Here is a 24,894-nt window from a genome sequence, read left to right on the forward strand (position 1 = left end):
TTGGTGGTTGATGGTGGTGGGGAAACGCCCGGTCCCTTTTCGAACCCGGTGAGCTAAGCCCATTTCATGCTGATGGTACTGCATTCGTTGGGGTGTGGGAGAGTAGGTTGCCGCCAACACTAAAAATTCATAGTGGTATGTGTGTAGGGGTGTGGGTTGTGGTGACCCACACCCCCACACACATATCTACATAAAAACGGAGAGGATCTCCAATACTGCTATAGGCCCCCACAAGGTAGATTGTGGAGCAGAAAGTCTGTAGCACAGGGAGGTCACGGATAGTGTCTGATAAAAAGCCGCAATCCCAGGGGGGAAGCTCCAATAAGGCCGCGTGGCCGCGGCCGGCTGGGGCCAAAGCCGAGGCGATGCCGACTTCCTCAAAGAAGGAAGAAAAGAAAGGGGCTTGGCCCCCAGTGCGCCCTGCGGCGACCCCGGAGCGGCCTGAGCAGAAGGAGGCGAAGGAGGGCGTCGATAAGCAAAAGAAGAAACCCGAGCCTCCGGCGGGGCCGAAGTTTAAATCCGGGACCGGGCCCAAGTTAAACCCCAAGGTTCCTTCGGGTAGTTGGCCCCAGGTGCAGCGGGCGGAGGAAAAGGAAGAACCGCCCGTTGCGTCCGTGAAGAAGGGTGAGCAAGGGGCTGATTCGGCGTGGCCAAAGGTGCGGCAGAGTGCACCGGAGAACCCTCCGAAGCCGAAGATTCAGAAGAACCAGCCCCCGGCGCCAAAGTTCAAGACCGCACCCCCGCCCAGCCCGGCGGCTCCGGCGAAGTCTGTCTCTCCTGTGCCTCCGGCGGCCCCGGTGGCTAAGCCCGCGCGGCCTACAGGGGCCACCGAACCCACCGGGACTGCCGCGCCTAAGGAAGCTAAGAAGGAAGCCAAGAAAGAGCCTGCGCGGAAGCCAGCGGAAAAGCCCACGGTCACGGCGGTGCGGCCGGAGCAGAAGAAGCCAGAGCCGAAGAAGGAGGCCAAGAAAGCCGCGCCCAAGGCGACCCCAGCGAAGCCGGCGAAGGAACCGAAGTCCACGAAGCGGACGCCTCCGGCCACGCCGTCGGTGGCTTCGTGGCTGCAACGGCCAGCCTCGGCACCGCAGAAGAAGCAGTTTGGGCGCGGCGGCGGGTACGTGGCCCGGGCGGTGGAACTGACCAAGCAGTACGGCGAGGGGGATACCTCCGTGGTGGCCCTGGATCAGGTGAGCGTGGGGTTCCGTCGGGGTGAGTTCACGGCGATCATGGGGCCCTCGGGTTCCGGCAAGTCCACGCTGATGCACTGCATGGCGGGGCTGGATTCCGCGACGGCGGGCCAGGCGTTCATCGGTGATACGAACCTGTCCGATCTTGAGGATAAGGAGATGACGGATCTGCGCCGCGATCGCCTGGGCTTCATCTTCCAGTCGTTTAACCTGGTGCCCACGCTGACGGCGGCGGAGAATATTACCCTGCCCATCGACATCGCGGGGGGAGAGGTGGATGAGGCGTGGTTTAAGGAGATCACGCAGCGCCTGGGGCTCACCGAGCGCCTGGAGCACCGCCCCTCGGAGCTCTCGGGTGGTCAGCAGCAGCGGGTGGCCTGCGCGCGGGCGCTGGTGGCTAACCCGGAGATTATTTTTGGTGATGAGCCCACGGGTAATTTGGATTCTCTTTCCTCCACGGAGGTGCTTAATATCTTGCGGGCCTCGGTGGATAAGGACAATCAGACGGTGGTGATCGTTACGCACGATGCGCGGGCGGCGTCGTACGCGGATCGGGTGATTTTCCTGGCGGATGGGAAGATCGTCAACGAGTTGAGCGAGCCGACGATGGATCAGGTTTTGTCCACGATGGCCGGAATTGAGCGTGGGTAATTAATGGCACGGAAAAATAACACGATGTGGAAGGTGAGCGTGCGCACGGTGGCAGCGCATAAGCTCCGCATCGCGCTCACGGTGCTGTCCGTGGTGCTGGGTACGGCGTTCATCGCCGGAGCCTTGATGTTCACCAATACTCTTTCTCAGAGCTATGACGACATGGTGGCCACGGAGTATGACGGGGTGGACGTCATGGTCACCGGGGGTGGAGGGCAACGCGGAATCTCCGCTACTACCCGCAAGGTGATCGCGGAGGACCCCAAGGTTTCCGGGGTGAATGTGCGCGACCGCGATCCCGTGGTGTTGGGTAACGCGGAGGGGGAGTCCCTGAAGTTTCGGGGCAACGCCTCGTTGAGCCTCTGGTACACGCCGGAGGATACGGTGCGCCAGCCGGAGGAGATCCTGGAGGGGAACAACCCCAGCGGGCAGGACGAGGTGATCCTGAACGAGAAGGCTGCCAAGAGCCTGGACATTGGGGTGGGTACCACGCTCACGGTGGTGGACCCTAAGGGCCGCCACGAGTTCACGGTGGTGGGCATCTATGACATGGCGCTGGATAGCGCGAACACGGCGGCGCTGCGGATGGATGAATCCGCCTACCTGGACAAGTTCACCGAGGGAAACACGGCGGCCTCTCTGCTGGTGAAGGCCGCCGAGGGAGTTGGCGCGGAAGAACTGATGGCGCACATCAACTCGGTGTATGGGCCGGACGTCTCCGCGGAAACCGGGGCGGAATTGGCCAAGCAGGAAAGCAGTTCCATCCAGTCCAGCCTGAGCTTTGTCAATTACTTCCTGGTGGCCTTTGGTCTCATGGCGCTGCTGGTGGGCACCTTCCTCATCGCCAATACCTTCTCCATGATCGTGGCGCAGCGCACCAAGGAATTTGCCCTGCTGCGCGCCCTGGGGGCCTCGCGCAAGCAGATCACCCGCTCGGTGGTCCTGGAGGCCGCGCTCATCGGCGCGGTGGGCTCGCTGGTGGGTCTCTTCGTGGGAATGCTCCTGGTGGTGGGCATCAAGGCGGTGCTCTTCTCAAGCAGTAGGGTGCTGCCGGATTCGGGCCTGGGGCTGAGCCTGAGCGCGATCCTCATTCCGCTGCTGGTGGGGGTGGCGGTCACGGTGATCTCCGCCTGGCTACCCGCCCAGCGCGCCGGCAACGTGCGCCCTGTGGAGGCCATGCGCACCACGGAATCCACGGCCTCCGCCTCCCTGCGAGCTCGCACCCTCTTGGGCGCGGTGATGGGCAGCGTGGGTATCCTCCTGGCGTTGGTGGGGGCGCTCTCCGAGGCGAGCACGGGCATGCGAGTGCTGCTGGTGGGCGTCGGCTCTCTGGGAGTGGTGGTGGGCTACTTCCTGGTGGGCCCGGCCCTTGCCTTGCCGACGGTCCCCTGGCTCGGCCGGGTGGTGGGCAAGCCCTTCGGCATGGTGGGGCGCCTGGCCGCCACGAACTCCGCGCGCAATCCCCGCCGCAGCGCCACCACGGCCTTTGCCCTGACCCTCGGGGTGGCGCTGGTGACCTCCATCGGCATGTTTGGGGCCACGGCGAAGTCGGCGGTCTCCGATTCCTTCGAGGACAACATGCGGGCGGATTTCCGGCTCATGGGCCCGCCCACGGGGAGCTTCCCCGTGCCGCGTGAGGCGGTGGAGGCCGCCGCGCAGACCGACGGCGTGGGCAGCCTCGTGGAAACCTACCTGGCCCCGCTGAAGGCGGACGGCGCATGGGGCGTGCCCTTTGGGGATTACACCCTGGTGCTTTCCGGGAAGCTCAACGAGATCACCGGCAACACCGCGATCGAGGGGGACCTTGACCTCAGCGGGGAGGGATTCGTGGCCTCGGAGAAGCAGGCGAAAACGATGGGCTGGTCCGTGGGGGATGCGGTGACCATCAGCTCGGCCACGAACGATAAGACCGTGGAGGCCCCGCTGCTGGGCATCTACCAGGAGGACAATAGCTTTGGTTCCCTCTTGATTTCCAAGACCACCGCCGAGGAACTCATCCCTTCCACGGAGATGATGTTGCAGAGCGTGGACGCCGTGAGCGATGGCTTTGTTTCCCACGAGGATCTGCGCGAGAACCTTGAGGAATCCATGAAGGATTACCTGGTGGTGCAGGTGCTCGACGCCGAGGACCTGGCCGGGGAGATTCAAAAGGCCGTCAATCAGGTACTGAATATTCTCTACGCGCTGCTGGCCCTGGCGGTGATTATCGCGGTGCTGGGCATCGTGAATACGCTCACGCTCAACGTGATCGAACGCCGCCAGGAGATCGGCATGCTGCGCGCGGTGGGCGTGCATCGCAGCCAGGTGCGCGTGATGATCGTGCTGGAGGCCGTGCAGGTGGCGGTGTTCGGAGCGGTGGCGGGCATGCTCATCGGCCTGGGGCTGGGCTGGGCCTTCCTGGGGATCTTGCAGGAACAGGGGCTCGGCGCGGCGCAGGTGCCGTGGCTGCAACTTCTGCTCATGGTGGCAGGCTCCGCCGTGGTGGGGGTGCTCGCCGCGCTGTGGCCCGCGCGCTACGCCGCCAAGACCCCGCCGCTTGATGCCATCGCGGAATAACCGGCAGAACTCAGGCAAAGAGTGCGATGATTCCGCACCCGGCGCACAGGGTGGCGCCCAGGTACAGGGCCGCTTGGCGACGCCGCCGGGAACCCCCGGAGAGGAGCGCCTGGCCCACCTCGGCGGCCAGGGTGGACCAGGTGGATAGCGCTCCGGCCACCCCCGTTCCCCAGGCCGCCGCCACCAGGCCGCCGTGGTGCAGGCTGAAGGAGAGGATCAGGCAGGCCAGGGCGTTGGCGCACCAGGTACCGCGCCAGCCCCCGGGGTAGCGGCTTAAGAAATAGCGGCCGGCTCCGCCGAAGAAACCCCCGACGCTCACGGCAAGAAAGAGCGCGATCATGCGGGAGCCCCCGGGGTTCTGGGGGCGGCAAGGGCGTGGCCGATCAGCCAGGCCCCCACGCAGCCCACCACCGTGGCCGCCAGGTACGCGGCGGCGGTGGCAGCCGGGGCCTGCACCAGCACCAGGGCGAAGGCGGAAAAGCTGGTGTAGCCGCCAAGGATTCCCTTGCCCAGGAAGAGGCTGGAACCCCAGGCCCCCAGGAAAAGACAGCCCACCACGTTGATGGTGAGGAGCACCCACAGTGAAGAAAGATCGTTCATCATCATGGTGGCGAGCAGTCGGGCGGCGACGCCGAGCGCGGCACCGCTGCCCACGATGGTGGCGTCGCGAAGCATGTCCGTCATGTTACGTCCCTGCTATTGTGCTGTGAATCTTGCCCGAGGCCTCTGGTGCGCGGAGGGGGGTTCGATACACTGAATTGGTGCGCCCGAACCGGGCACGTTGATCCGCAGCGACAAGATAAAGGATGACTGTGAGCAGCACCGTGAAATCTCCCAACCAAAAGAGCAACGGCTTTCTGTGGGCCGTCGTGGGCATCGTCGTGATCGCGGCGGTCATCGTGGGATGCATCGTGATAAACGGACAGAACTCCAAGCGCGAGGCCATGATTGATACCGTGGCGTTCAGCAGCACCTGGGAGGGCAACACCATCACCCTCAAGGGGGAGGGCGTGGATGACTCCACCCCGGTGGCCGACCTATACGAGGATTTCTCCTGCCCCCACTGCGCCACGCTGGCCGAGGGTGACCGCCAGGACATGCGCGAGGCCGTGGATAATGGCGACCTGGTGGTGAAGATTCACCCGCTGGTGTTCATGGATAACACCAATCGGGATGCGGAAACCAGCGACGAGGAAAAGGACGGCAACTCCCACCGTGGCCTCGCCGCCGTGCTGGCGGCGGTATCCGCCGAGGGCGAGGATCAAGCGCTGTACTGGAACCTGCGCAATTACATCTTTGCCAACCAGTCGGATATTTACAGCACCAAGTGGGATAACGAGAAGTATGCCGAGGCGGCCAAGGAGTTGGGGGCCTCGGAGGAGACCGCCACGGCCATCCGCGAGGGCAAGTACGCGGATAAGACCGATGAGGTCGGATCGGCCAACGCCGCCGACCTGGAAAAGACCGAGGGCGGGGTATCCTCCCCGCGCGTGTTCATCAACGGCGAGGAGAAGGAGCTTGCCGGGAATACGGATTGGGTGAACCAGTACAAGCGCCAGTAAAACGGCTTTTGTGGCTTTCTACCAGCGGGTTTGGCGCTTTCGGGGGATCGGGGTACATTAACTCTCGTTCGCATGAAGCGCTTACCCGCTTAAGGGTGGTGTAGCGATGCGGGGCTATGGCGCAGCTGGTAGCGCACCACACTGGCAGTGTGGGGGTCACGGGTTCGAATCCCGTTAGCTCCACAATAACCCCTCACCAGAGTTTCTGATGAGGGGATTTTCCGTTTTTGTGGTCGGCGTGGGTTCAGGGGGCAGGTAAGTGCAATGCTGCGCCGGTGCGCGTGTTATGTGATTTTGGCCTACATCAAAAACATGGGGGATTGGCGATGAAATATCCGGGATGTGCCTCCCTCGATTTTTTCAACAACCGTTGACTTTGCGGACGGTGCGCAACTAGGCTGCACCCTAAGCGTTTGATGGCACAGGCCTCTCTCGCAGCAGCTACCACGAGAAAGAACGGTTGAGCCATGAACGACTCTCCCACCGCCAACCCCACGGGCCCGACCGTGGACGCATCGGGGTCGGAGGCCCCGATCTACGCGGTGACCACCGATACAGCCCTTGGCAGGTTGAATTCCAGGGATATTGGTCTTAGCGCCGCCGAGGCCGGTGCCGCCGCCGAAAAATACGGGCCGAATAAACTCCCCGAGGCCAAACAGAAGCCGGAGATTATTAAGTTCCTGGCTCACTTTAACGATATTCTCATCTATATCTTGCTGGTCGCCGGCATCGTGAAGGCGATCTTCCAGGATTGGGTGGACTTCTGGGTTATCATCGCCGTGGCCTTTGGCAACGCGCTGATCGGCTATATCCAGGAGGGGCAGGCGGAGAAGGCGCTCGACGGAATACGCGGCATGCTTTCCCTGCACGCGATGGTCAAGCGCGACGGCTCGTGGCAGGACGTGGAATCGGAGAGCCTTGTCCCGGGCGATGTGGTTCGTTTTGGTGCGGGGGATAAGATCCCCGCCGATATTCGTATTCTTGATGCTCAGCGCCTCAAGATTGACGAGTCCATGCTGACCGGCGAGTCCGAGCCGGCCTCGAAGACCCCGAGTGAGGTGGAGCCCGGTGCCGGAATCGGGGATCGCACCAATATCGCGCATTCCGGCACCGTGGTGACGCAGGGAAGCGGCTACGGCGTGGTGTATGCCACGGGCAGGGACACGGAGATCGGCCACATTCAGGCGATGGTCGATGACGTCGATAGCCTCAAGACGCCGCTCACGCAACAGATGGACAAGCTCGGCACGCAGTTTGCCATCGGCATCGTCGGCGTGTCCGCGCTCCTCATGATCCTGGGGCGCTTTGTGCACGATATGGCCCCGGAGGCCCTGCTGACGGATGTGCTGAGCTTCGCGGTGGCCGCCGTGCCGGAGGGGCTTCCCGCGCTGGTGACCATCACCCTGGCCCTCGGCGTGCAGAAGATGGCCCGGCACAAGGCCATCACGCGCAAGATGGGTGCCGTGGAGGCGCTGGGCGCGGTGACCACCATCTGCTCCGATAAAACCGGCACGCTGACCCGTAACGAGATGACGGCGCGCGTGGCCCGCACCCCGCGCGCCACCTACGACGTCACGGGCGATGGCTTTGTCAAGGAAGGCGAACTAACCGCGCGGGCTTCCAGCGATGAGGACGGTCTGAGGGATCTCGCGCGCATTAATGCGCTGTGCAACGACGCCGTGCTGGGCGAGGGCGAGGAAGCCGGCATGTGGAGCGTGATCGGGGAGCCCACCGAGGCGGCGCTCGTGATCTTCAGCCACAAGGCGGGTTTTGGCGCGGCCGAGGCAGAGGCCTACCAGCGGACCGCCGTGATCCCCTTCGACTCCGCCTACAAGTACATGGCCGTGCGCGTCGCCGGGCCCGTTGTGGCCACCGGGGAGGAGCTGCTGATGAAGGGCGCGCCGGACGTGCTGTTTGCGCGCTGCTCCTCTCAGCGCGACGCCCAGGGGCGGCTCGTGGACTTTGACCTCGGCTACTGGGAGTCGGAGGTGGCCGCGCTGGCGTCCCAAGGCATGCGCGTGCTGGCCTCGGCACGCAAGAGCGTCCCGGAGCACGGGGGACTCGATCACGCCGATGTAGAGACGGGGTTGGAATTGGTGGGGCTCGTGGGCCTGATCGACCCGCCCCGGGCCGAGGCGATCGAGGCGATCAAGTCCTGCCATGCCGCCGGCATCAGCGTGAAGATGATTACCGGGGATCACGTGGAGACGGCGAAGGCAATCGGCCGGCAACTGGATCTGCGCCAGGGCCAGGAACCGGTGGCCATCACCGGCGCGGACATCGAGGCCATGAGTCGCGTGGATCTGGCCGAGCGGGTGGTGGGCATTGACGTCTTTGCCCGCACCAGCCCGGAACACAAGATTCGCATCGTGGACGCGCTTCAGTCCCACGATCAGGTTGTGGCAATGACGGGCGATGGGGCCAACGACGCCCCCGCGAACCCGCGCCGACGTGGGCATCGCGATGGGGATCAAGGGCACCGAGGCCATGAAGGAAGCCGCGGACATCGTGCTGGCGGACGATAACTTCTCCACCATCGAACGCGCCGTGCACGAGGGGCGCCGCATCTATGACAATATCCTGAAGTCGGTTGTTTTCCTGCTGCCCACGACCCTGGCGCAGGGCATGGTGGTCTTTTTCTCCGTCCTCTTTGGTTGGGAGCCGCCGCTGGCCCCGACGCAGATCCTCTGTGTGAACCTGGTGACGGCCATCGCCCTGTCCATCGCGCTGGCCTACGAACCCGCGGAGAAGGGCATCATGAGCCGCATGCCGCGCGATCCCAAGCAGGCGCTCCTGAGTTATTGGCTATGGGCGCGCGTCCTGTGGATCTCGCTTATGATCGCGTTGTCCACCATCGCCACCTACCGCCTCATGATGAACGACGGCGCCGATCAGGCGGTGGCGCGCACCACGGCCGTCGCCGTGCTGGTGACCGCGCAGATCTTTGTGCTGTTTAACTCCCGCTTCCTTTACCGCTCCTCGCTGCACGTGCGGGCGCTGACCGGCAACAAGGTGATCTGGATGTCCGTGGGGGCGCTGCTGGTGCTGCAAGCGCTGTTTACGTACGCGCCGTTTATGAACTCCCTGTTTGATACCGCACCGCTGGGCCTGGCCCAGCTGGGGGCTGCCGTGCTGGTGAGCCTGGCGATCTTCCTGATCGTGGAGTTGATGAAGTTCGGCCAAAACAAGTTCTTTATCCAAAGCGGCCGGGCGGAGGCCTCCTCGCGCCGGTAGCGAGTGGCAGGCGGTTGCCCCCTCCTGGGCCCGGAGGACAGGGATAGGATGGGGGCCATGACAAGCGATGATTCCTCCGGCGTGCGTATCCTCTCGGCCGAGGAGTGCCTGGAAAGACTCCGCGGCCTCACTCTCGGCCGCCTGGTGGTGCGCCGCAGCGAGGAGATGGATATCTTCCCCGTGAACTACGTGGTGGACGGCCACGGCGAGATTTACTTCCGCACCGCCGAGGGCACCAAGTTCTTTAGCCTCAGTCTCAACCCCGACGTGCTCTTTGAGGCCGACGAGGTCTCGGACGGGCAGGCGTGGTCGGTGGTGGTGCGCGGCAGCGCCAGCGCGCTGAGCGGCGCGGAAGAGATCGAATACGCCGATTCCTTGCCGCTGCGCCCCTGGGTGCCCACGCTGAAATACAACTACGTGCGCGTGACCGTGGGGGAGATCAGCGGCCGAGCCTTCGAACTCGGGGAGGAGCCGGAGCGGTACTGATGGCTACTGAGACGGCCGGGGTGGTGCGCAAATATCCCCGAGAGCCCGGTGCCGCCCAGGCAGAGGCGGCGGGGCTGCGGTGGTTAGCCCAGGCCAGCGCGCATGTGGCCGAGGTAGTGGAGGCGGCCGAGGGGGTGATCGCCACAAGGCGGGTGGAGGAGGTCCCGCCCACCGCCGAGGCCGCGCGGAGGGCGGGGCGGGAATTGGCCCGAATCCACGCGGCCGGCGCTCCCGCCCATGGCAGCCCGCCGCCGGGGTGGCCGGGGCCGTATTACATCGGCACCCAGCCCCAGGAGTGCCGTCCTGCCCAGGATTGGGCGCGGTTCTACACCGAGCAGCGGGTTCTTCCTTTTGCTCGTCGTGCCCATCAGACGGGCCATCTCGACGCCGAGGGCTGGGCGGAGGTACGCCGCGCGCTAGACGCGCTACCAAGGATCATGCGGGTACGGGGCTGGGATGCGCCGCCCGCGCGGATTCACGGCGACCTCTGGGCGGGCAACCTGCTCTTCGGCACCGCCGGGCCGGTGTTCATCGACCCCGCCGCCCACGGCGGGCACCCGGTGACGGATCTGGCCATGCTGGCGCTTTTCGGGGCCCCGCACCTGGAGGAGATCTACGCGGGCTATGCGGAGGTCTCCGCGCTACCCGAGGACTGGCGCGAGAGCATACCGCTGCACCAGCTGCACCCCCTGGCGGTGCATGCGGTCACGCACGGGCCCGGTTACGGCTCGGAGCTGGTGCGGGCTGCGCGGGCCACGGCGGCCCTGGCGGGCTAAGGCCTCATCGGACGCGCCACCAGGAATCGTCCGGGGTGGCGGGCAGGTGGCGCTTGTGGGCGCCCGTTTGCCAGAGGCGTTCGATGCGTTCGGCGGCGGCCTCGGGCACGCGGCGGCCTTCCAGGTAGGCGTCGATATGCGCATACGTGACCCCCAGCGCCTCCTCGTCGGGGAGGGCCGGGCGCGCGTCCTCCAGGTCGGCGGTGGGCACTTTCATCCAGGTGGCGGAGGGGGCGCCAAGGGCTTCGAGCAGTTGCGCGCCCTGGCCTTTGGTCAGCCCGGCCAGCGGCAGGAGGTCGGCCGCGCCGTCGCCGTGTTTGGTGAAGAACCCGGTGAGGTTTTCCGCTGCGTGATCGGTGCCGATCACCAGCAGTTTCTCCTGCCCGGCCAGGGCGTACTGGGCCACCATGCGCTGCCGGGCCTTGATGTTTCCCACGTGGAAGTCATCGAGGCGCGCGATCCCCAGGGCGTCGGCGGAGGCGCGTGCGAGGGCGTCGGTAGCCTCCTTGATGTTCACGGTGGCGCGGTGATCGGGGCGGATGAAGTCCAGGGCCGCCTGGGCGTCGGCCTCGTCGGCCTGCACCCCGTAGGGCAGCCGCAGCGCCCAGAACTCGGCGGGGCGGGCGCGCTCCACGGCGAGTTGCGCGAGCCTGCCCGCCAGGGTGGAATCCTGGCCGCCGGAGATGCCAAGCACGTAGCCACGCGCCCCGGTGGCGCGGAGGTAGTCCACCAGAAAATCCACGCGGCGGCGAATCTCTTTTTCTGAATCGATCAAGGGGCGCGTGCGCAGGGCGGAGATGATCTCTTGTTGCCGGGCGTGGGGCAGCGGGGACATGGGCTGTGCCTCCCTCGGGTGACAGGATGGGCGGGTGCGGGAACAAACTTATGTGCTCACTGTAGCGCTCGTGGCGGCCTTCGGCGGGCTCCTCTTTGGCTATGACACCGGCGTGATGGCGGGCGCGCTGCTTTTCCTCTCCCCGGAGTTTGGGCTCACGGCCCACCAGGAGGGGCTGGTGACCTCCGCGCTTCTGGCCGGGGCGGCCCTGGGGGCGGTGGGTTCCGGGGCGGTGGCCGCGTGGTGGGGGCGGCGTCGCACGCTGATCCTCGGCGGGGTGATCTTCATCGGTGCCTCCCTGGGGTGCGCGGTGGCCGCAGGGGTGGCAAGCATGGTGGCGGCGCGCCTGGTGCTGGGCCTGGCCGTGGGAATGGTGAGCATCGTGGTGCCCATGTATCTCTCCGAGATGTCTCCGGCGCGATGGCGGGGCCGCATGGTATCGCTGAATACCCTGATGATCGTGGTGGGCCAGCTGAGCGCCTACGTGGCCAACTCCGTCATCGCCCCCAGCGGGAACTGGCGGCTCATGCTCGGCCTCGCCGCCGTGCCGGGCGCGATGCTGGCCCTGGGCATGATCCTGCTGCCCGATACCCCGGCCTGGTACGCGGCTAAGGGGCGTATCGACGCCGCCCGCCGCACCGCCACGCGCGCCGGGCTCACCCTGACGGACCTGGGCGTGACGGAGGCGAGCGTGGGTTCGCGGGAGCGGCGCGGCGCGCAGTTCCTACAGTGGCGGCGGCTGCGTACCGAAAAATGGCTGACGGCGGCGGTGGGAACGGCCGTGGCGGTGGGCGTGATTCAACAGATCACGGGGGTGAACGCCGTGGTGTATTTTGCCCCCACCATGATGCACAGCGTGGGGATCTCGGTGGAAAGCTCCGTGCATACCTCGTTGGTGATCGGCACGGTGAGCGTGGCGTCCTGCTACGTGGGGCTGAGGATCGTGGATCGGGTGGGCCGAAAGCGCCTGCTTTGCCTGGGGCTGTCGTGCAACGTCGTGGCGCTCGTGGGGCTTGCCGTGGCCTACTCCTTCGCCGACGAACATGCGGTGGCCGCCTGGATCTCCCTGGCGATGATGGCGTTGTTCATGGTTTCCCAGCAGGCGGCGGTGTCGCTGACCACGTGGCTTTTGATCTCCGAGCTGGTGCCCCTGCCGGTGCGTGGGGTGGGCATGGGCCTGGCGGGGTTGGCGCTGTGGTTGGCTAACTGGGTGGTGGCGCAGTTCTTCCTCCCGCTGGTGGAGGCGGTGAGCGGGCAGGGGGCCTTCCTGCTTTTCGCGGTGTTGGGGCTGGTGGCGCTGGGGTTTGTGCTTCGTTGGGCGCCGGAGACGGCCGGGCGGAGCCTGGAGGAGGTGGGCGAGGGCTTCCGGCGGCGTTTTGGCGGTGCCCGCGAGGTGGGGTAGTATTTTCCTCCGTGTCATGGCCGTGCTTGCCGGGAATTGCGCCCGGCATGAGGTGGCGGCCACGGAAAAATGTAGCGCATACAGGAAGGAGCGCCCGATGAAGGTCCGCAAGTCGCTTCGGTCGCTGAAGAACAAGCCGGGCGCCCAGGTTGTGCGTCGCCACGGTAAGGTCTACGTGATTAATAAGAAGGATCCGCGTTTCAAGGCCCGCCAGGGCTAGGAGATGCCTCCCGAGATGCCGCTCACCCCGCCGGGGTGAGCGGTTTTCTGTATGTGGGGGCGTATCGACGTCCCGGGGGTGAAGGTATCTTGGGTTACATTAAGGTTGAAGAAAGATTTTTGTCATAGTTGACGGCGGGCGTTCGGGGAAAGTGCAGGTGGGAATTGCAGCGATGTAGTTAGGCGCTCCGGCTTGCTTCAATATGTGGGGTGCCCGGCGGTGGGCACCTGGGAATATCGTCGGTGTAACTACTATATATTGTGTTGGTTGCACCGATTGACCACAAAGTATAGTGTCGTTTCATGTCGTCGGGAACGGCGTAAAGATTTGATGAAAAGCATGAAGAGGGCCCATGCAGCGCCTGCGCTGCGGCGTGACGGGCTCGCGAGAGCGCAAAGTTGAGGACATTATGGCTATCACCGTGTACACCAAGCCCGCCTGCATGCAGTGCAACGCCACCAAGAAGGCGCTGGATCGGGCCGGCCTGGATTACACGCTCGTGGACATCTCCATGGACGATGAAGCCCGTGATTACGTCCTCGCCCTGGGATACCTCCAGGCCCCCGTGGTGGAAGCGGGCAGCGAGCACTGGTCGGGCTTCCGCCCCGAGCGCATTCGCGAGCTGAGCGCGCGGGTGGCGTAGCCCGCTTAAGCGTGTACTGAACAACCGTGGCCACCGAGGAAAGCCGGTGGCCACACGTGTATGAACAGGGAAAGGAAGTGGGGGTAGGAACATGCTCGTCGTGTACTTCTCCTCGGCTACGGAAAACACCCATCGCTTCGTGCACAAGCTCGGCTTCCCCGCGGCGCGGATTCCCCTGCGCCGCACGGAGGCCCCGCTGCGGGTGGAGGAACCCTACGTGCTGGTGTGCCCCACGTATGGGGGAGGGGCGTCGATAAGCCACCAAAACTCCCGGCCCGTGCCCACCCAGGTGATTCGCTTCCTCAATGATGAGCGCAATCGCTCACTTATTCGAGCGGTGGTATCCAGCGGAAACACCAACTTTGGGGCCGATTACGGCAAGGCGGGGGACGTCATCGCCGCCAAGTGCCACGTGCCCTATGTGTATCGTTTTGAGTTGCTGGGAACCCCGGAGGATGTGGAGATCCTCCGCGAGGGTCTGCTCAGCAACGCGGAGGCGCTGGGGCTGCGGGCCCCGGCGGTGGCCTCCTAGCAAAGACTTTGACCCAAGTTCAATTCCATATCTGCGAAAGGCTCAAAAGAGTGACCGAGAAGGGAAAGACCGTGGCAGAGCCAGTGGCTCCGGCGGAGCAGACCGACTACCACGCGCTCAACGCGCTGCTGAACCTCTACGACGAGGACGGCCGGATTCAGTTTGATAAGGACCGCGACGCGGCCAAGCAGTTTTTCCTCCAGCACGTCAATCAGAACACCGTGTACTTCCACGACCTGCGCGAAAAGCTGGATTACCTGGTGGAAAACAAGTACTACGATCCCGAGGTGCTGGCGCGCTACAACTTCGAGTTCATCAAGGACCTGTTCAAGCGGGCCTACGGATTCAAGTTCCGCTTTGACACCTTCCTGGGGGCGTACAAGTACTACACCTCCTACACGCTGAAAACCTTTGACGGCCGCCGTTACCTGGAGCGCTTTGAGGATCGCGTATCCATGGTGGCCCTGGCGCTGGCCGACGGCGACGAGTCCCTGGCCGAGCACCTGGTGGACGAGATCATGTCCGGGCGCTTCCAGCCCGCCACCCCCACCTTCCTCAACGAGGGTAAGGCCCAGCGCGGCGAGCCGGTGTCCTGCTTCCTGCTGCGCATCGAGGACAACATGGAGTCCATCGGGCGCTCCATCAACTCCGCCCTGCAACTATCCAAGCGCGGCGGCGGCGTGGCCCTGCTGCTGAGCAACCTGCGCGAGGCCGGCGCCCCCATCAAGCACATCGAGAATCAGTCCTCCGGCGTGATTCCGGTGATGAAGCTCCTGGAGGACTCCTTCTCCTACGCCAACCAGCTCGGCGCGCGCCAGGGCGCCGGGGCGGTGTACCTCAACGCCCACCACCCGGACATTCTCAGCTTCCTGGACACCAAGCGCGAGAACGCCGATGAGAAGATCCGCATCAAGACGCTCTCCCTGGGCGTGGTGATCCCGGACATCACCTTCGAGCTGGCTAAACGCAACGATGACATGTACCTGTTCTCCCCCTACGACGTGGAGCGCGTGTACGGAAAGCCCTTTGCTGACGTGTCCGTCACGGAACTCTACGACGAGATGGTGGAGGACCCGCGCATCCGCAAGACCAAGATCAACGCGCGCCAGTTCTTCCAGACCCTCGCGGAGATCCAGTTTGAGTCCGGCTACCCGTACATCATGTTCGAGGACACCGCCAACGCCGCCAACCCGATCGCGGGGCGGGTGAATATGTCCAACCTGTGCTCGGAAATCCTCCAGGTGAACACCCCGTCCACCTTCCGCGCTGACCTCAGCTATGAGACCGTGGGCGATGACATCTCCTGCAACCTGGGCTCCCTCAACATCGCCATGACGATGGACTCCCCGGACTTCGGCCTCACGGTGGAAACCGCCATCCGCGGGCTGACCGCCGTGTCCAACCAGACGGCCATCGACTCGGTGCCCTCCATCCGCAAGGGCAACGACGCCGCCCATGCCATCGGATTGGGACAGATGAACCTGCACGGCTACCTGGGCCGCGAGTACATCCGCTACGGCTCCGAGGAGGGCCTGGACTTCACCAACGCCTACTTTGCGGCTATCCTGTACGCCGCCCTGCGGGCCTCCAACAAGATCGCCCGCGAACGCGGCGAGACCTTCGAGGGCTTTGCGGACTCCGAATACGCCGATGGCTCGTATTTTGATCGTTTCGATCCGGCGGAGTTCCTCCCGCAAACCCCCAAGGTCAAGGCGCTCTTTGAGGCCTCCTCTGCGCATATCCCCACCGCGCAGGAGTGGGCGGAGCTCAAGGCCGCGGTGATGAAGGACGGCATCTATAACCGCTACCTTCAAGCGGTGCCGCCCACGGGCTCCATCTCCTACATCAACAACTCCACCTCCTCGATCCACCCCATCGCCTCCAAGATTGAGATCCGCAAGGAGGGCAAGATCGGGCGCGTGTACTACCCGGCGCCGCACATGGATAACGAGAACCTGGAGTACTTCGAGGACGCCTACGACATCGGGTTTGAAAAGATCATTGACACCTACGCGGTGGCCACCCGGTACGTGGATCAGGGGCTCTCCCTCACGCTCTTCTTCAAGGACACGGTGACCACCCGCGATATCAACCGGGCGCAGATCTATGCCTGGCGCAAGGGCATCAAGACGCTCTACTACATCCGCCTGCGTCAGGTGGCCTTGGAGGGCACCGAGGTGGAGGGCTGCGTGAGCTGCATGCTCTAAGCCTTTCCTTATATATAAGGAATAGATAAAGGGGTGTGCCCCTCACCTTCGTGGTGAGGGGCACACCCCTTTATCATGCGAGCGGGACGGGTGCCCCGCCTGCGGTGCGGATTACTCGCCGCGGGAGGCCAGCTCGGCGTCGATACGCAGGATGCCGGAGCCCTCGGTGCCGGCGAGCTCCAGGCGATCCAGGATCTCGGAGACGGTGGACTCCTCCTCGATCTGCTCGTCGAGGAACCAGTCGATCATCGGGCGGGAATCCCAGTCCTGCACCTCCGCCTGAAGGGCGGCGAGGTTGCGGATGGAGGCGGAAACCTTGCGCTCGTGCTCCAGGGAAGCCTCGAAGGCCTCCTTGGCGTTGGACACGGAGAGCTTCGGCGTGGGGATGTCCTGGATCTGCGGGACGTAGCCGCGGTCCAGCAGGTGCTGAGCGAAGCGCTCGGCGTGCTCCAGCTCCTCGTCGTGCTGCTTCTTCATCCAGTCGCGCATGCCGGTCAGACCGAGGTCGTCGAGGGCGTAGGAGAGTTGCAGGTAGATCAGGGAGGCCTCGATTTCCATCGTGACCTGCTCGTTGAATGCCTTTGCCAGTTTGTCGTTGATAGCCATGATTCAGAGAATAGACTGATTAATCGGGGCTGTCATCTGAGGTTAGGCGAATAAATGTGAGGTTAGGCGAAGGTCGCTCTAGGTAACGGTGCGCGGTAGACCCCGCGCGGTAGGGTAGAGGAAGTGCGCTCAGGAGCGCAGAAAAATACCGAAAACTTTTGGAGGTCACCGCATGGCTCCGCAGCCGGAATCCTACGAGGAATACCTGGTCAGCCACCCCAAGCCTGTGCAGGCAATCAACTGGAACGAGATCCCCGACGAGAAGGATCTAGAGGTGTGGGATCGCCTCACCGGCAACTTCTGGCTGCCGGAAAAAGTGCCGGTGTCCAACGACATCAAGAGCTGGAGCACCCTCAACGAGCTGGAACGCCAAACCACCATGCGTGTGTTCACCGGACTCACGCTGCTGGACACCATCCAGGGCACCGTGGGCGCGGTCTCGCTGCTCCCCGACGCCACCTCCCTCCACGAGGAGGCGGTGCTCACCAACATTGCGTTCATGGAGTCCGTGCACGCCAAGAGCTACTCCAACATCTTCATGACGCTGGCCTCCACCCCGGAGATCAACGATGCCTTCCGGTGGTCCGAGGAGAACGAGAATCTTCAACGCAAGGCCAAGATCGTGCTCTCCTACTACGAGGGCTCCGATCCGCTCAAGCGCAAGGTGGCCTCCACGCTGCTGGAGTCCTTCCTCTTCTACTCCGGGTTCTACCTGCCCATGTACTGGTCCTCCCACGCCAAGCTCACCAACACGGCGGACATCATCCGCCTCATCATCCGCGATGAGGCCGTGCACGGCTACTACATCGGCTACAAGTACCAGCAGGGGGTGCGGGCCTCCGAGCAGCAGCGACGCGACGAACTCAAGGAGTACACCTTCGACCTGCTCTACGATCTCTACGACAACGAGAGCCAGTACACCGAGGACCTCTACGACGGCCTGGGCTGGACCGAGGACGTCAAGCGCTTCCTGCGGTACAACGCGAACAAGGCTCTCAACAACCTGGGCTACGAGGGGCTTTTCCCCGCCGATGAGACGCGGGTATCCCCGGCGATCCTCTCCGCGCTGTCCCCGAACGCCGACGAGAACCATGACTTCTTCTCCGGCTCCGGCTCCTCCTACGTGATCGGCAAGGCGGAGAACACCACCGACGACGACTGGGACTTTTAGGGCTCGCGACGGGGCGCTCATCCTAAAGGTTGATTCACACCGGGGGTAGTTTTTGCGGGCGAGGGGCGCGGTGCCGGGGTGGCGGCGCGCCCTAAATTGTGGAAAAGGTCACTAATTTCCCGGGGTGGTATGCGGTGGGGGCGGGGATCGGTAGCCGTCGGGGCTGGGGTAACGCTGGAAATTGCTGAGAAAGCTGGCAGCTTTCTCGATGAAAGTCCCTGCTGCGCGGCGTTTTGTGACTGGTGAGACGGCTGGAAAATGTGCGCAGGCGTGTTTTACTATGAAGCGGTAGAAAACTTGGATAACCCTGTGTTCCCGAGGGTTGTCTCATAGTCAGGAGGATCGAATGACTGCTGTGGCACCACGGCTCGATAATTACGTCGAGCCCGTCCGTCCCGCGCCGACGGGCAATGCCCGCAAGGGTTCCAAGATGTGGAAGATGCTCACCACCACGGATCACAAAGAACTGGGCATCATGTACATCATCATGTCGCTGGTGTGGTTCTTCGCCGGCGGCCTGATGGCGCTGCTGATCCGCGCGGAGTTATTCACTCCCGGGTTGCAGTACCTGTCCAACGAGCAGTTCAACCAGCTCTTCACCATGCACGGCACCGTCATGCTGCTGGCCTTTGGTACCCCGATCGTGTGGGGCTTTGCCAACTACGTCCTGCCGTTGCAGATCGGCGCTCCCGACGTCGCCTTCCCCCGCCTGAACGCCTTTGGCTTCTGGATCACCCAGGTGGGCGTGGTGGCCATGCTCGCTGGCTTCATCACCCCCGGCGGCGCCGCCGATTTCGGCTGGACGATGTACTCCCCGCTGTCCGACGCGATCCACACCCCCGGTGTGGGCGCGGACTTCTGGATCGTGGGCGTGGGTGCCACCGGCGTGGGCACCGTGGCCTCCGCGATTAACATGGTGACCACCATTCTCTGCCTGCGTGCGCCGGGCATGACGATGTTCCGCATGCCCATCTTCTCCTGGAACATCTTTGTGGCCTCCGTGATCGCCCTGCTGATCTTCCCCCTCCTCCTGGCGGCGGCCCTGGGCATCCTCTACGACCGCAAGCTGGGCGGGCACATCTACGATCCCGCCAATGGCGGCTCGATCCTGTGGCAGCACCTCTTCTGGTTCTTCGGCCACCCCGAGGTGTACGTGCTGGCGCTGCCCTTCTTCGGCATCGTCTCCGAGGTCATTCCGGTGTTTTCCCGCAAGCCGATGTTCGGCTACGTGGGCCTGGTCTTTGCCACCCTCTCCATCGGCGCGCTGTCCATGGCCGTGTGGGCTCACCACATGTTCGTCACCGGCGCGGTGCTGCTGCCCTTCTTCTCCTTCATGACCTTCCTGATCTCCGTGCCCACCGGCGTGAAGTTCTTTAACTGGACGGGCACCATGTGGAAGGGGCACATCACCTGGGAGACCCCGATGGTGTGGGCCGTGGGCTTCATCTCCACGTTCCTCTTCGGCGGCCTCACCGGCATCATGCTGGCCTCCCCGCCGCTGGACTTCCAGCTGGCCGAGTCCTACTTCCTCATCGCGCACTTCCACTACACCCTCTTTGGCACCGTGGTGTTTGCCTCCTTCGCCGGCATCTACTTCTGGTTCCCCAAGATGACGGGCCGCATGTTGGACGAGCGCCTGGGCAAGATCCACTTCTGGCTCACCTTCGTGGGCTTCCACGGCACCTTCCTGGTGCAGCACTGGCTGGGCAACATGGGCATGCCGCGCCGCTACGCGGACTACCTGGATACGGACGGTTTCACCACCCTCAACCAGATTTCCACGATCTTCTCCTTCCTGCTGGGCTGCTCCGTGCTGCCCTTCGTGTGGAACGTGTTTAAGTCCTGGCGCTACGGCGAGGTTGTGACCGTGGACGATCCGTGGGGTTATGGCAACTCCCTGGAGTGGGCCACCTCCTGCCCGCCCCCGCGCCACAACTTCGTGTCCCTGCCGCGCATCCGCTCGGAGCGCCCCGCCTTCGAGCTGCACTACCCGCACATGGTGGAGCGCATGCGCCGCGAGGCACATACGGGCGGCGGCCACTAAGCCACCCCAAGCCTGCTGACTACACGTAGTTTGCCCCCTTCGGTTTTTCTCCCCGAAGGGGGCTTTCCGTGTGTAAGAATAAGGCGATGGAGAACAAGAACCTCGCCCAGGCCGCCGATCTACCGGCTGCCTCCCCTGATAACCCGGCCGTGATCACCGTGACCGGCCCCAATCGCCCCGGAGTCTCAGCCGCCTTCTTTCACGTCCTGTCTACCCGGGGTATTCCCTTGCTGGACGTCGAGCAATCGGACTTCCGGGGCAGGCTCTCCCTGGCCGCCTTCGTCCACCTGTCGGACTCCGCCGCCAACGGCCTTGAGGAGGAACTGACCTCCGCGCTCAGCCCCCTGGGTCAGCGGGTGACGGTGGAGCGCGACGTCGAACACATAGCGGCGCGTCCTCGCTCCACGCACGCGGTGGTGATGCTGGGGCACCAGATCTGCGCGGCGGACATGTCCGTGGTGGGGCGGGTGTTGGCGGATCAGGGGGCCAACATCGACCGCATCCGGGGTATCTCGGATTATCCCGTTACCGGGTTGGAACTCTCCATCACCGTGGCGGACGGCTCCCCGGAAGGGGTGGCTGGGCTGCGCAAGGCCCTGGCCGAGCACACCCGGGAGGCGGGGGTGGACATCGCGGTGGAGCGCGCGGGCCTGGCGCGGCGATCCAAGAGGCTGGTGTGTTTTGATTGCGATTCCACGTTGATCACCGGCGAGGTCATTGAGATGCTGGCCGTCCACGCCGGGCGTGAAGAGGAGGTGGCCCGCGTAACGGAGCGGGCCATGCGCGGGGAGATTGACTTCGAGGAATCGCTGCGCGAGCGGGTGGCCGCCCTCAAGGGCCTGCCGGAGACGGTGCTCGATGAGGTGGCGGAGGCCATCGTGCTCACCCCAGGGGCCCGCACCACCGTGCGCACTCTCAAACGCATGGGATACACGGTGGCGGTGGTTTCTGGGGGATTCACCCAGGTTCTGGAGGATCTTGCGGAGGAACTGGGCGTGGATTATGTGCGGGCCAACACCCTGGAGATAGCGGACGGCGTGCTCACGGGCCGGGTCATCGGGGAGGTGGTGGATCGAGCGGCCAAGGCGCGCTTCCTGCGTGATTTCGCGGAGGAGAATCACATTGGCATGGAGCAGACCGTGGCCGTGGGGGACGGCGCCAATGACATCGACATGATTTCCGCCGCCGGATTGGGCATCGCCTTCAATGCCAAGCCCGCGCTGCGGGAGGTGGCGGATACCGCGGTGACGCACCCTTTCTTAGACGAGGTGCTGCACATTCTGGGGATTCCGCGTGACGAGGTGGAGGCCGCAGAAAGGGAAGCCGGTACCTATCGCCGGGTGCCGCTGGGCACGGATTAAGCAGAAGCGGCCACTAGGCGGCGTAGCGCTCCGCGCACCTTCTGGCCGTCCGTGGTGGCCCAGAATTGAGGCATGGAGGCGCGCAGGAAACCCCCGTAGCGTTTGGTCACGATCCGTCGATCCAGCACCGCCACTACGCCACGATCATGCACCGAGCGCAGCAGCCTGCCAGCCCCCTGCGCCAGGAGCAGGGCCGCGTGGGTGGCGGCCACCTCCATGAAGCCGTTGCGTCCCTCGGCGTCGGCGGCCTCTTTGCGGGCCTGAAGGAGGGGGTCGTCGGGGCGGGGGAAGGGGATGCGGTCAATCAACACGAGGGAGCAGGACGGCCCCGGAACGTCCACCCCCTGCCACAGGGTGAGGGTGCCAAAAAGGCAGGTGTTCTCGTTGTGGGCGAAGGCCTCCACGAGCGCGCCCGTGCTGTCCTCCCCCTGAAGGAGAATGTCAAAGGGCAGGCGCGCGCGGAGTTTCTCCGCGGCCAGCTGCGCGGCGCGGCGGGAGGAAAACAGCCCCAGGGTGCGGCCCCCGGCGGCGGTGATGAGTTCGGCCATCTCGTCGAGGGATTCGGGTGTGGGGCCCTCGCGCCCTGGATCGGGTAGGGCGGTGGGAACATACATGATCCCGGCTCGCTGTGGATCAAAGGGCGTGCCCGCGTCCAGGCCGTCCCAGGTGCCCTTGGGTAGCCCCCAGGCGGCGGCGAGGGCCTGGAAGTTGCCGCCCACGGAAAGGGTGGCGGAGGTGAGCACCACGGTGTTCTCGGCAAAGAGCCGGGTGTGCAGCAGCCCCGCCACGGAGAGCGGAGCCACGGTCAGGGAGGTGCCGCGCCGTTCGTCCACGGTGAGCCATACGACGTCGCTTTGCTGGCCGGGGTCGGTGGTATCAAAGACCTCCAGCATGCGCACGAGGGCGTCGTGGAGTTCGAGGAGGTGCGCGGAGAGGTGGTGGCGCTCCGCAAAGGTCTCGGGATCGTTGGCGGATTCCCCCTCGGGGGCCTTGGCGATGCGGGAGCGGGTGCCCCAGATCTCGTCGCGCAGGGCCACGAGCAGGCTGCGGGTGTGATCGTCCACGCTGGTCCAGCGCCCTACCGGGAGCGCGGGGACGTGGGCGTCCCAGGCCTCGGCGGCGTCGATAAGTTTGGCATCCTGTCCGTCCGCGCCGAGTTTGCCCGCCCGCTTGGCGGCGAGGGTGAGTGCGGTGGCGGTGATGTGGGCGGTGGCCACGGCGGTGATGCGGCCGTCGAGCTCGTGGGCCTCGTCCACGATCACCACGTCATGCTCGGGGAGCACGGGGGCGTCGGAGAGCGCGTCGATGGCGAGCAGCGCGTGGTTGGTGACCACCACGTCTACGTTGCGGGTGGCCTGGCGGGCGAGTTCGGCAAAGCATTCCTCGCCGTGAGGGCAGCGGGTGGCCCCTATGCATTCGGTGGAGGTGACGGAGACGTGCCGCCACGCCTGATCGGGCACGCCGGGTTCGAGGTCGTCGCGGTCACCGGTCTCCGTTTCCTGCGCCCAGTCCGTCACCCGCCGGATATGGCGGCCCAGCCAGCTCAGCTCCTCCTCGTCGAGGAGGGCCTCCTGTTCCTCCGGTTCCTCGCGGGCGATCTTGTTGAGGCAGAGGTAATGGGAACGCCCCTTTTGAATGGCAAAGGTGGGGCGGTGCTCCATCAGCGGCTCCAGGGCGTCGGCCAGGCGCGGCAGATCCCGATCCACCAGTTGGCGCTGAAGCGCGATGGTGGCGGTGGAGACGATCACGGTGCTGCCGGTGGCCTGCGCGTGCCGCAGCGCGGGAATTAGATAAGCCAGGGACTTCCCGGTGCCCGTGCCCGCCTGCACCGCGAGGTGACGCTCCTTTTCCATCGCGGCCGTGACCGCCTGCGCCATGCGCACCTGGCCCTCGCGCCGGGCCCCGCCCAGGGCGGAGACGGCGGCGTCCAGGAGATCGTCGGTGGAGGGGCTAAGCGGAGCGTCGGGCATGATGACTCAGTGTAGCGGGCGGGCGCGGCGCCGCCGGAATGCCCGGTAGGCGGCGTCGAGCACCAGAAAGGCCAGCAGGCTGAGCCCAAAGTACGGGGCGAAAAAGCCGTAGACGATCAAGATCACCAGGAAGGAGATCAGCGCCGGGCGCGAGACATTATCCCAGCTTCGGGGGGCGGGCAGGCGGCCAAAGGAGGAGTTCTTACCGCGCCGCCACCACATGACGTACCCCAGCACCACCGCAGCGAGGAGCCCCAGGGCGAGGCCCACCAGAACAACCTGGTTGATCCACCCAAAGAGGATTCCCATGTGCGCGCGGATCAGCCACTCGGTGAACTTGGCGGGCAGCGGCCAAGCGGAGAACGGCACCGAGTCCACCACCTCACCCGTGGCGGCGTTGACAGCCACGGCGTCATAGCTCAACACCCAGGGCTGGGCCGTGGATTCCGCGATCGACCACACATCGGGGGCCTCGGGTTCGGTGGGGGCCGAGGCGGTGATGAACCCGGTGAGTCCGGCCTCGCGCGCCGTGGCGATGGCGACGTCCGCCCCGGCGTCGCCAGCCGGAGCGGCGGTGAGGCCGCCCGCCGTCCCCGGGGCTTCCACCAGCGGGGAGGCGGTGACGTCCGGGGTGGGACGGCGCCAATCCAGCTGGGTGCGGATCTCCCCGATGGTGCCGCCCGCGGTGCTCGACCAGGTGAGGCCGGTGACGGTGAGGAAGAGGAAGCCCGGAATGCACAGCAGCCCCACGAGGGAGTGCCACCGGCGCGGCGCGTTCTTTTTGCTGGTGGAGCGCCGCCACCGCTGAAAGAGCAGGAACATGCCGGTCAGCGTCATGGCCCCCAGCCAGGAGGCCGCCATCTCCGAGTAGAAGCGGCCGGGCTCGCCCAGCCACAGGTTCGCGTGGCCCTCGCTGAGCAGGGCACGCAGCGGCAGGGAGCTAGAGCTGCCGTACTGCGGCATATCCCCCACCACCTCCCCCGTGACGGGATCGAGGAACACCGCCTGCCGGTAGGTGGAACTGGGCAGGGAGGGATCGGTGAATAGTACGCGCATGGTGGCGTCCTCGCGGTCATCCACCTGCACGGCAGCCAGGTCAAGGTCGGGGTGCTCCGCCCTGGCGATCTCTATGGCTTCGGCGGCGGAAATGTGCTCCCCGGTGGCGGAGGTGGTGAGGGCATCGCGGTACACAACCTGCTCCAGGGTGGGGGCGAGGGCGTAGAGCAGGCCGGTGAGCGCCGCTATCACCAGGAAGGGGGCCACCAGAATCCCGGCCCAGCTGTGCATGCGGTAGAGGGTGGCGCGCAGGTTGCCCACCCGCCGTGGCGACGCCGCCCCCGCGCGCGGGGGCCGCGAGGGTGTCTCGATGGAAGTACTCATGTCCTAGAAGTCGGACGCATTGCTAAGCGGGTTCCGCGCCGGGGCAAAGTCGTGACCGGCAAAGACACCCA

Annotated in this window: 22 protein-coding genes, 1 tRNA gene and 1 rRNA gene; 17 read left to right on the top strand and 7 right to left on the bottom strand. The window is 65.0% G+C overall.

What is annotated here, in order from left to right:
• A 5S ribosomal RNA gene (gene rrf / locus Cocul_RS00005) occupies positions 1–118 on the top strand.
• Between the two features lie 579 nt (positions 119–697).
• On the opposite strand, the gene Cocul_RS00010 is transcribed toward rrf, so the two are convergent.
• On the bottom strand, positions 698–1,042 hold the full coding sequence (locus Cocul_RS00010; RefSeq protein WP_055121291.1) for a hypothetical protein: 345 nt from the start codon (positions 1,040–1,042) through the stop codon (positions 698–700).
• Between the two features lie 7 nt (positions 1,043–1,049).
• On the opposite strand from Cocul_RS00010, the gene Cocul_RS00015 reads away from it, so the two are divergent.
• A complete protein-coding gene (locus Cocul_RS00015; RefSeq protein WP_082422079.1) occupies positions 1,050–1,838 on the top strand; it encodes an ABC transporter ATP-binding protein in 789 nt (262 codons plus the stop codon).
• A gap of 48 nt (positions 1,839–1,886) precedes the next feature.
• Positions 1,887–4,394: an ABC transporter permease gene (locus Cocul_RS00020; protein WP_342669489.1), complete on the top strand. Its 2,508-nt coding sequence runs from the start codon at positions 1,887–1,889 to the stop codon at positions 4,392–4,394.
• A 10-nt stretch (positions 4,395–4,404) separates the two neighbouring features.
• On the opposite strand, the gene Cocul_RS00025 is transcribed toward Cocul_RS00020, so the two are convergent.
• Together Cocul_RS00025 and Cocul_RS00030 are read right to left on the bottom strand one after the other, a co-directional pair.
• Complete coding sequence (locus Cocul_RS00025; RefSeq protein ID WP_055121293.1) at positions 4,405–4,734, bottom strand: FluC/FEX family fluoride channel; 330 nt, start codon at positions 4,732–4,734, stop codon at positions 4,405–4,407.
• Positions 4,731–5,078, bottom strand: a complete 348-nt coding sequence (locus tag Cocul_RS00030) for a fluoride efflux transporter family protein (protein WP_245622051.1) — start codon at positions 5,076–5,078, stop codon at positions 4,731–4,733. The genes Cocul_RS00025 and Cocul_RS00030 overlap by 4 nt, the downstream gene beginning before the upstream one ends.
• Positions 5,079–5,206: 128 nt before the next feature.
• Here Cocul_RS00030 and Cocul_RS00035 point away from each other — a divergent pair, with 128 nt between their 5' ends.
• The 6 genes from Cocul_RS00035 to Cocul_RS00055 all read left to right on the top strand — a co-directional run bounded on the left by Cocul_RS00035 (position 5,207) and on the right by Cocul_RS00055 (position 10,452).
• Positions 5,207–5,956: a DsbA family protein gene (locus tag Cocul_RS00035; protein ID WP_055121294.1), complete on the top strand. Its 750-nt coding sequence runs from the start codon at positions 5,207–5,209 to the stop codon at positions 5,954–5,956.
• Positions 5,957–6,066: 110 nt separating this feature from the next.
• A tRNA-Ala gene (locus Cocul_RS00040) sits at positions 6,067–6,139 on the top strand.
• Positions 6,140–6,423: 284 nt separating this feature from the next.
• On the top strand, positions 6,424–8,481 hold the full coding sequence (locus Cocul_RS00045; RefSeq protein ID WP_211257079.1) for a cation-translocating P-type ATPase: 2,058 nt from the start codon (positions 6,424–6,426) through the stop codon (positions 8,479–8,481).
• The gene (locus Cocul_RS12560) at positions 8,408–9,190 is read left to right on the top strand and encodes a cation transporting ATPase C-terminal domain-containing protein (protein ID WP_211257080.1); all 783 of its coding nucleotides are present in this window, start codon (positions 8,408–8,410) and stop codon (positions 9,188–9,190) included. Before Cocul_RS00045 ends, Cocul_RS12560 begins: the two co-directional genes overlap by 74 nt.
• A 57-nt stretch (positions 9,191–9,247) precedes the next feature.
• Positions 9,248–9,676, top strand: coding sequence for a pyridoxamine 5'-phosphate oxidase family protein (locus Cocul_RS00050; RefSeq protein ID WP_055121295.1), 429 nt, complete (start codon positions 9,248–9,250; stop codon positions 9,674–9,676).
• Complete coding sequence (locus Cocul_RS00055; protein ID WP_055121296.1) at positions 9,676–10,452, top strand: fructosamine kinase family protein; 777 nt, start codon at positions 9,676–9,678, stop codon at positions 10,450–10,452. The genes Cocul_RS00050 and Cocul_RS00055 overlap by 1 nt, the downstream gene beginning before the upstream one ends.
• 4 nt (positions 10,453–10,456) lie before the next feature.
• On the opposite strand, the gene nadE is transcribed toward Cocul_RS00055, so the two are convergent.
• On the bottom strand, positions 10,457–11,287 hold the full coding sequence (nadE, locus tag Cocul_RS00060) for an ammonia-dependent NAD(+) synthetase (RefSeq protein ID WP_055121297.1): 831 nt from the start codon (positions 11,285–11,287) through the stop codon (positions 10,457–10,459).
• Positions 11,288–11,321: 34 nt separating this feature from the next.
• On the opposite strand from nadE, the gene Cocul_RS00065 reads away from it, so the two are divergent.
• The 5 genes from Cocul_RS00065 (at position 11,322) to nrdE (ending at position 16,291) form a co-directional block, all read left to right on the top strand.
• Positions 11,322–12,689, top strand: a complete 1,368-nt coding sequence (locus Cocul_RS00065) for a sugar porter family MFS transporter (protein ID WP_055121298.1) — start codon at positions 11,322–11,324, stop codon at positions 12,687–12,689.
• Between the two features lie 97 nt (positions 12,690–12,786).
• The gene (ykgO, locus tag Cocul_RS00070) at positions 12,787–12,909 is read left to right on the top strand and encodes a type B 50S ribosomal protein L36 (protein WP_005288826.1); all 123 of its coding nucleotides are present in this window, start codon (positions 12,787–12,789) and stop codon (positions 12,907–12,909) included.
• Between the two features lie 409 nt (positions 12,910–13,318).
• A complete protein-coding gene (gene nrdH / locus Cocul_RS00075; protein WP_055121975.1) occupies positions 13,319–13,552 on the top strand; it encodes a glutaredoxin-like protein NrdH in 234 nt (77 codons plus the stop codon).
• A 91-nt stretch (positions 13,553–13,643) separates the two neighbouring features.
• Positions 13,644–14,084 (top strand): class Ib ribonucleoside-diphosphate reductase assembly flavoprotein NrdI, encoded by a 441-nt coding sequence (gene nrdI / locus Cocul_RS00080; RefSeq protein WP_055121299.1) that lies wholly within the window; start codon positions 13,644–13,646, stop codon positions 14,082–14,084.
• Positions 14,085–14,134: 50 nt separating this feature from the next.
• Positions 14,135–16,291, top strand: coding sequence for a class 1b ribonucleoside-diphosphate reductase subunit alpha (nrdE, locus tag Cocul_RS00085; protein WP_055121300.1), 2,157 nt, complete (start codon positions 14,135–14,137; stop codon positions 16,289–16,291).
• A 111-nt stretch (positions 16,292–16,402) separates the two neighbouring features.
• On the opposite strand, the gene Cocul_RS00090 is transcribed toward nrdE, so the two are convergent.
• A complete protein-coding gene (locus Cocul_RS00090) occupies positions 16,403–16,897 on the bottom strand; it encodes a ferritin (RefSeq protein WP_055121301.1) in 495 nt (164 codons plus the stop codon).
• Between the two features lie 172 nt (positions 16,898–17,069).
• Here Cocul_RS00090 and nrdF point away from each other — a divergent pair, with 172 nt between their 5' ends.
• From nrdF to serB, 3 genes are all read left to right on the top strand, one after another.
• Positions 17,070–18,068 (top strand): class 1b ribonucleoside-diphosphate reductase subunit beta, encoded by a 999-nt coding sequence (gene nrdF / locus Cocul_RS00095; RefSeq protein ID WP_055121302.1) that lies wholly within the window; start codon positions 17,070–17,072, stop codon positions 18,066–18,068.
• 346 nt (positions 18,069–18,414) lie between these two features.
• The gene (gene ctaD, locus Cocul_RS00100) at positions 18,415–20,112 is read left to right on the top strand and encodes an aa3-type cytochrome oxidase subunit I (RefSeq protein WP_055121303.1); all 1,698 of its coding nucleotides are present in this window, start codon (positions 18,415–18,417) and stop codon (positions 20,110–20,112) included.
• An 86-nt stretch (positions 20,113–20,198) separates the two neighbouring features.
• Positions 20,199–21,473 carry a phosphoserine phosphatase SerB gene (gene serB / locus Cocul_RS00105; RefSeq protein WP_055121304.1) on the top strand — a complete coding sequence of 425 codons (1,275 nt, stop codon included), beginning with the start codon at positions 20,199–20,201 and terminating at the stop codon, positions 21,471–21,473.
• On the opposite strand, the gene Cocul_RS00110 is transcribed toward serB, so the two are convergent.
• Both Cocul_RS00110 and Cocul_RS00115 read right to left on the bottom strand, forming a co-directional pair.
• Complete coding sequence (locus tag Cocul_RS00110; protein ID WP_055121305.1) at positions 21,470–23,443, bottom strand: ATP-dependent DNA helicase; 1,974 nt, start codon at positions 23,441–23,443, stop codon at positions 21,470–21,472. The genes serB and Cocul_RS00110 overlap by 4 nt on opposite strands.
• Positions 23,444–23,449: 6 nt before the next feature.
• Entirely contained in the window at positions 23,450–24,823 is a 1,374-nt protein-coding gene (locus Cocul_RS00115) for a PepSY-associated TM helix domain-containing protein (protein ID WP_069723530.1), read from the bottom strand.
• Between the last annotated feature and the right edge of the window lie 71 nt (positions 24,824–24,894).

Origin of the sequence: Corynebacterium oculi, from assembly GCF_001412105.1 — a bacterium.
Lineage (GTDB): Bacteria > Actinomycetota > Actinomycetes > Mycobacteriales > Mycobacteriaceae > Corynebacterium > Corynebacterium oculi.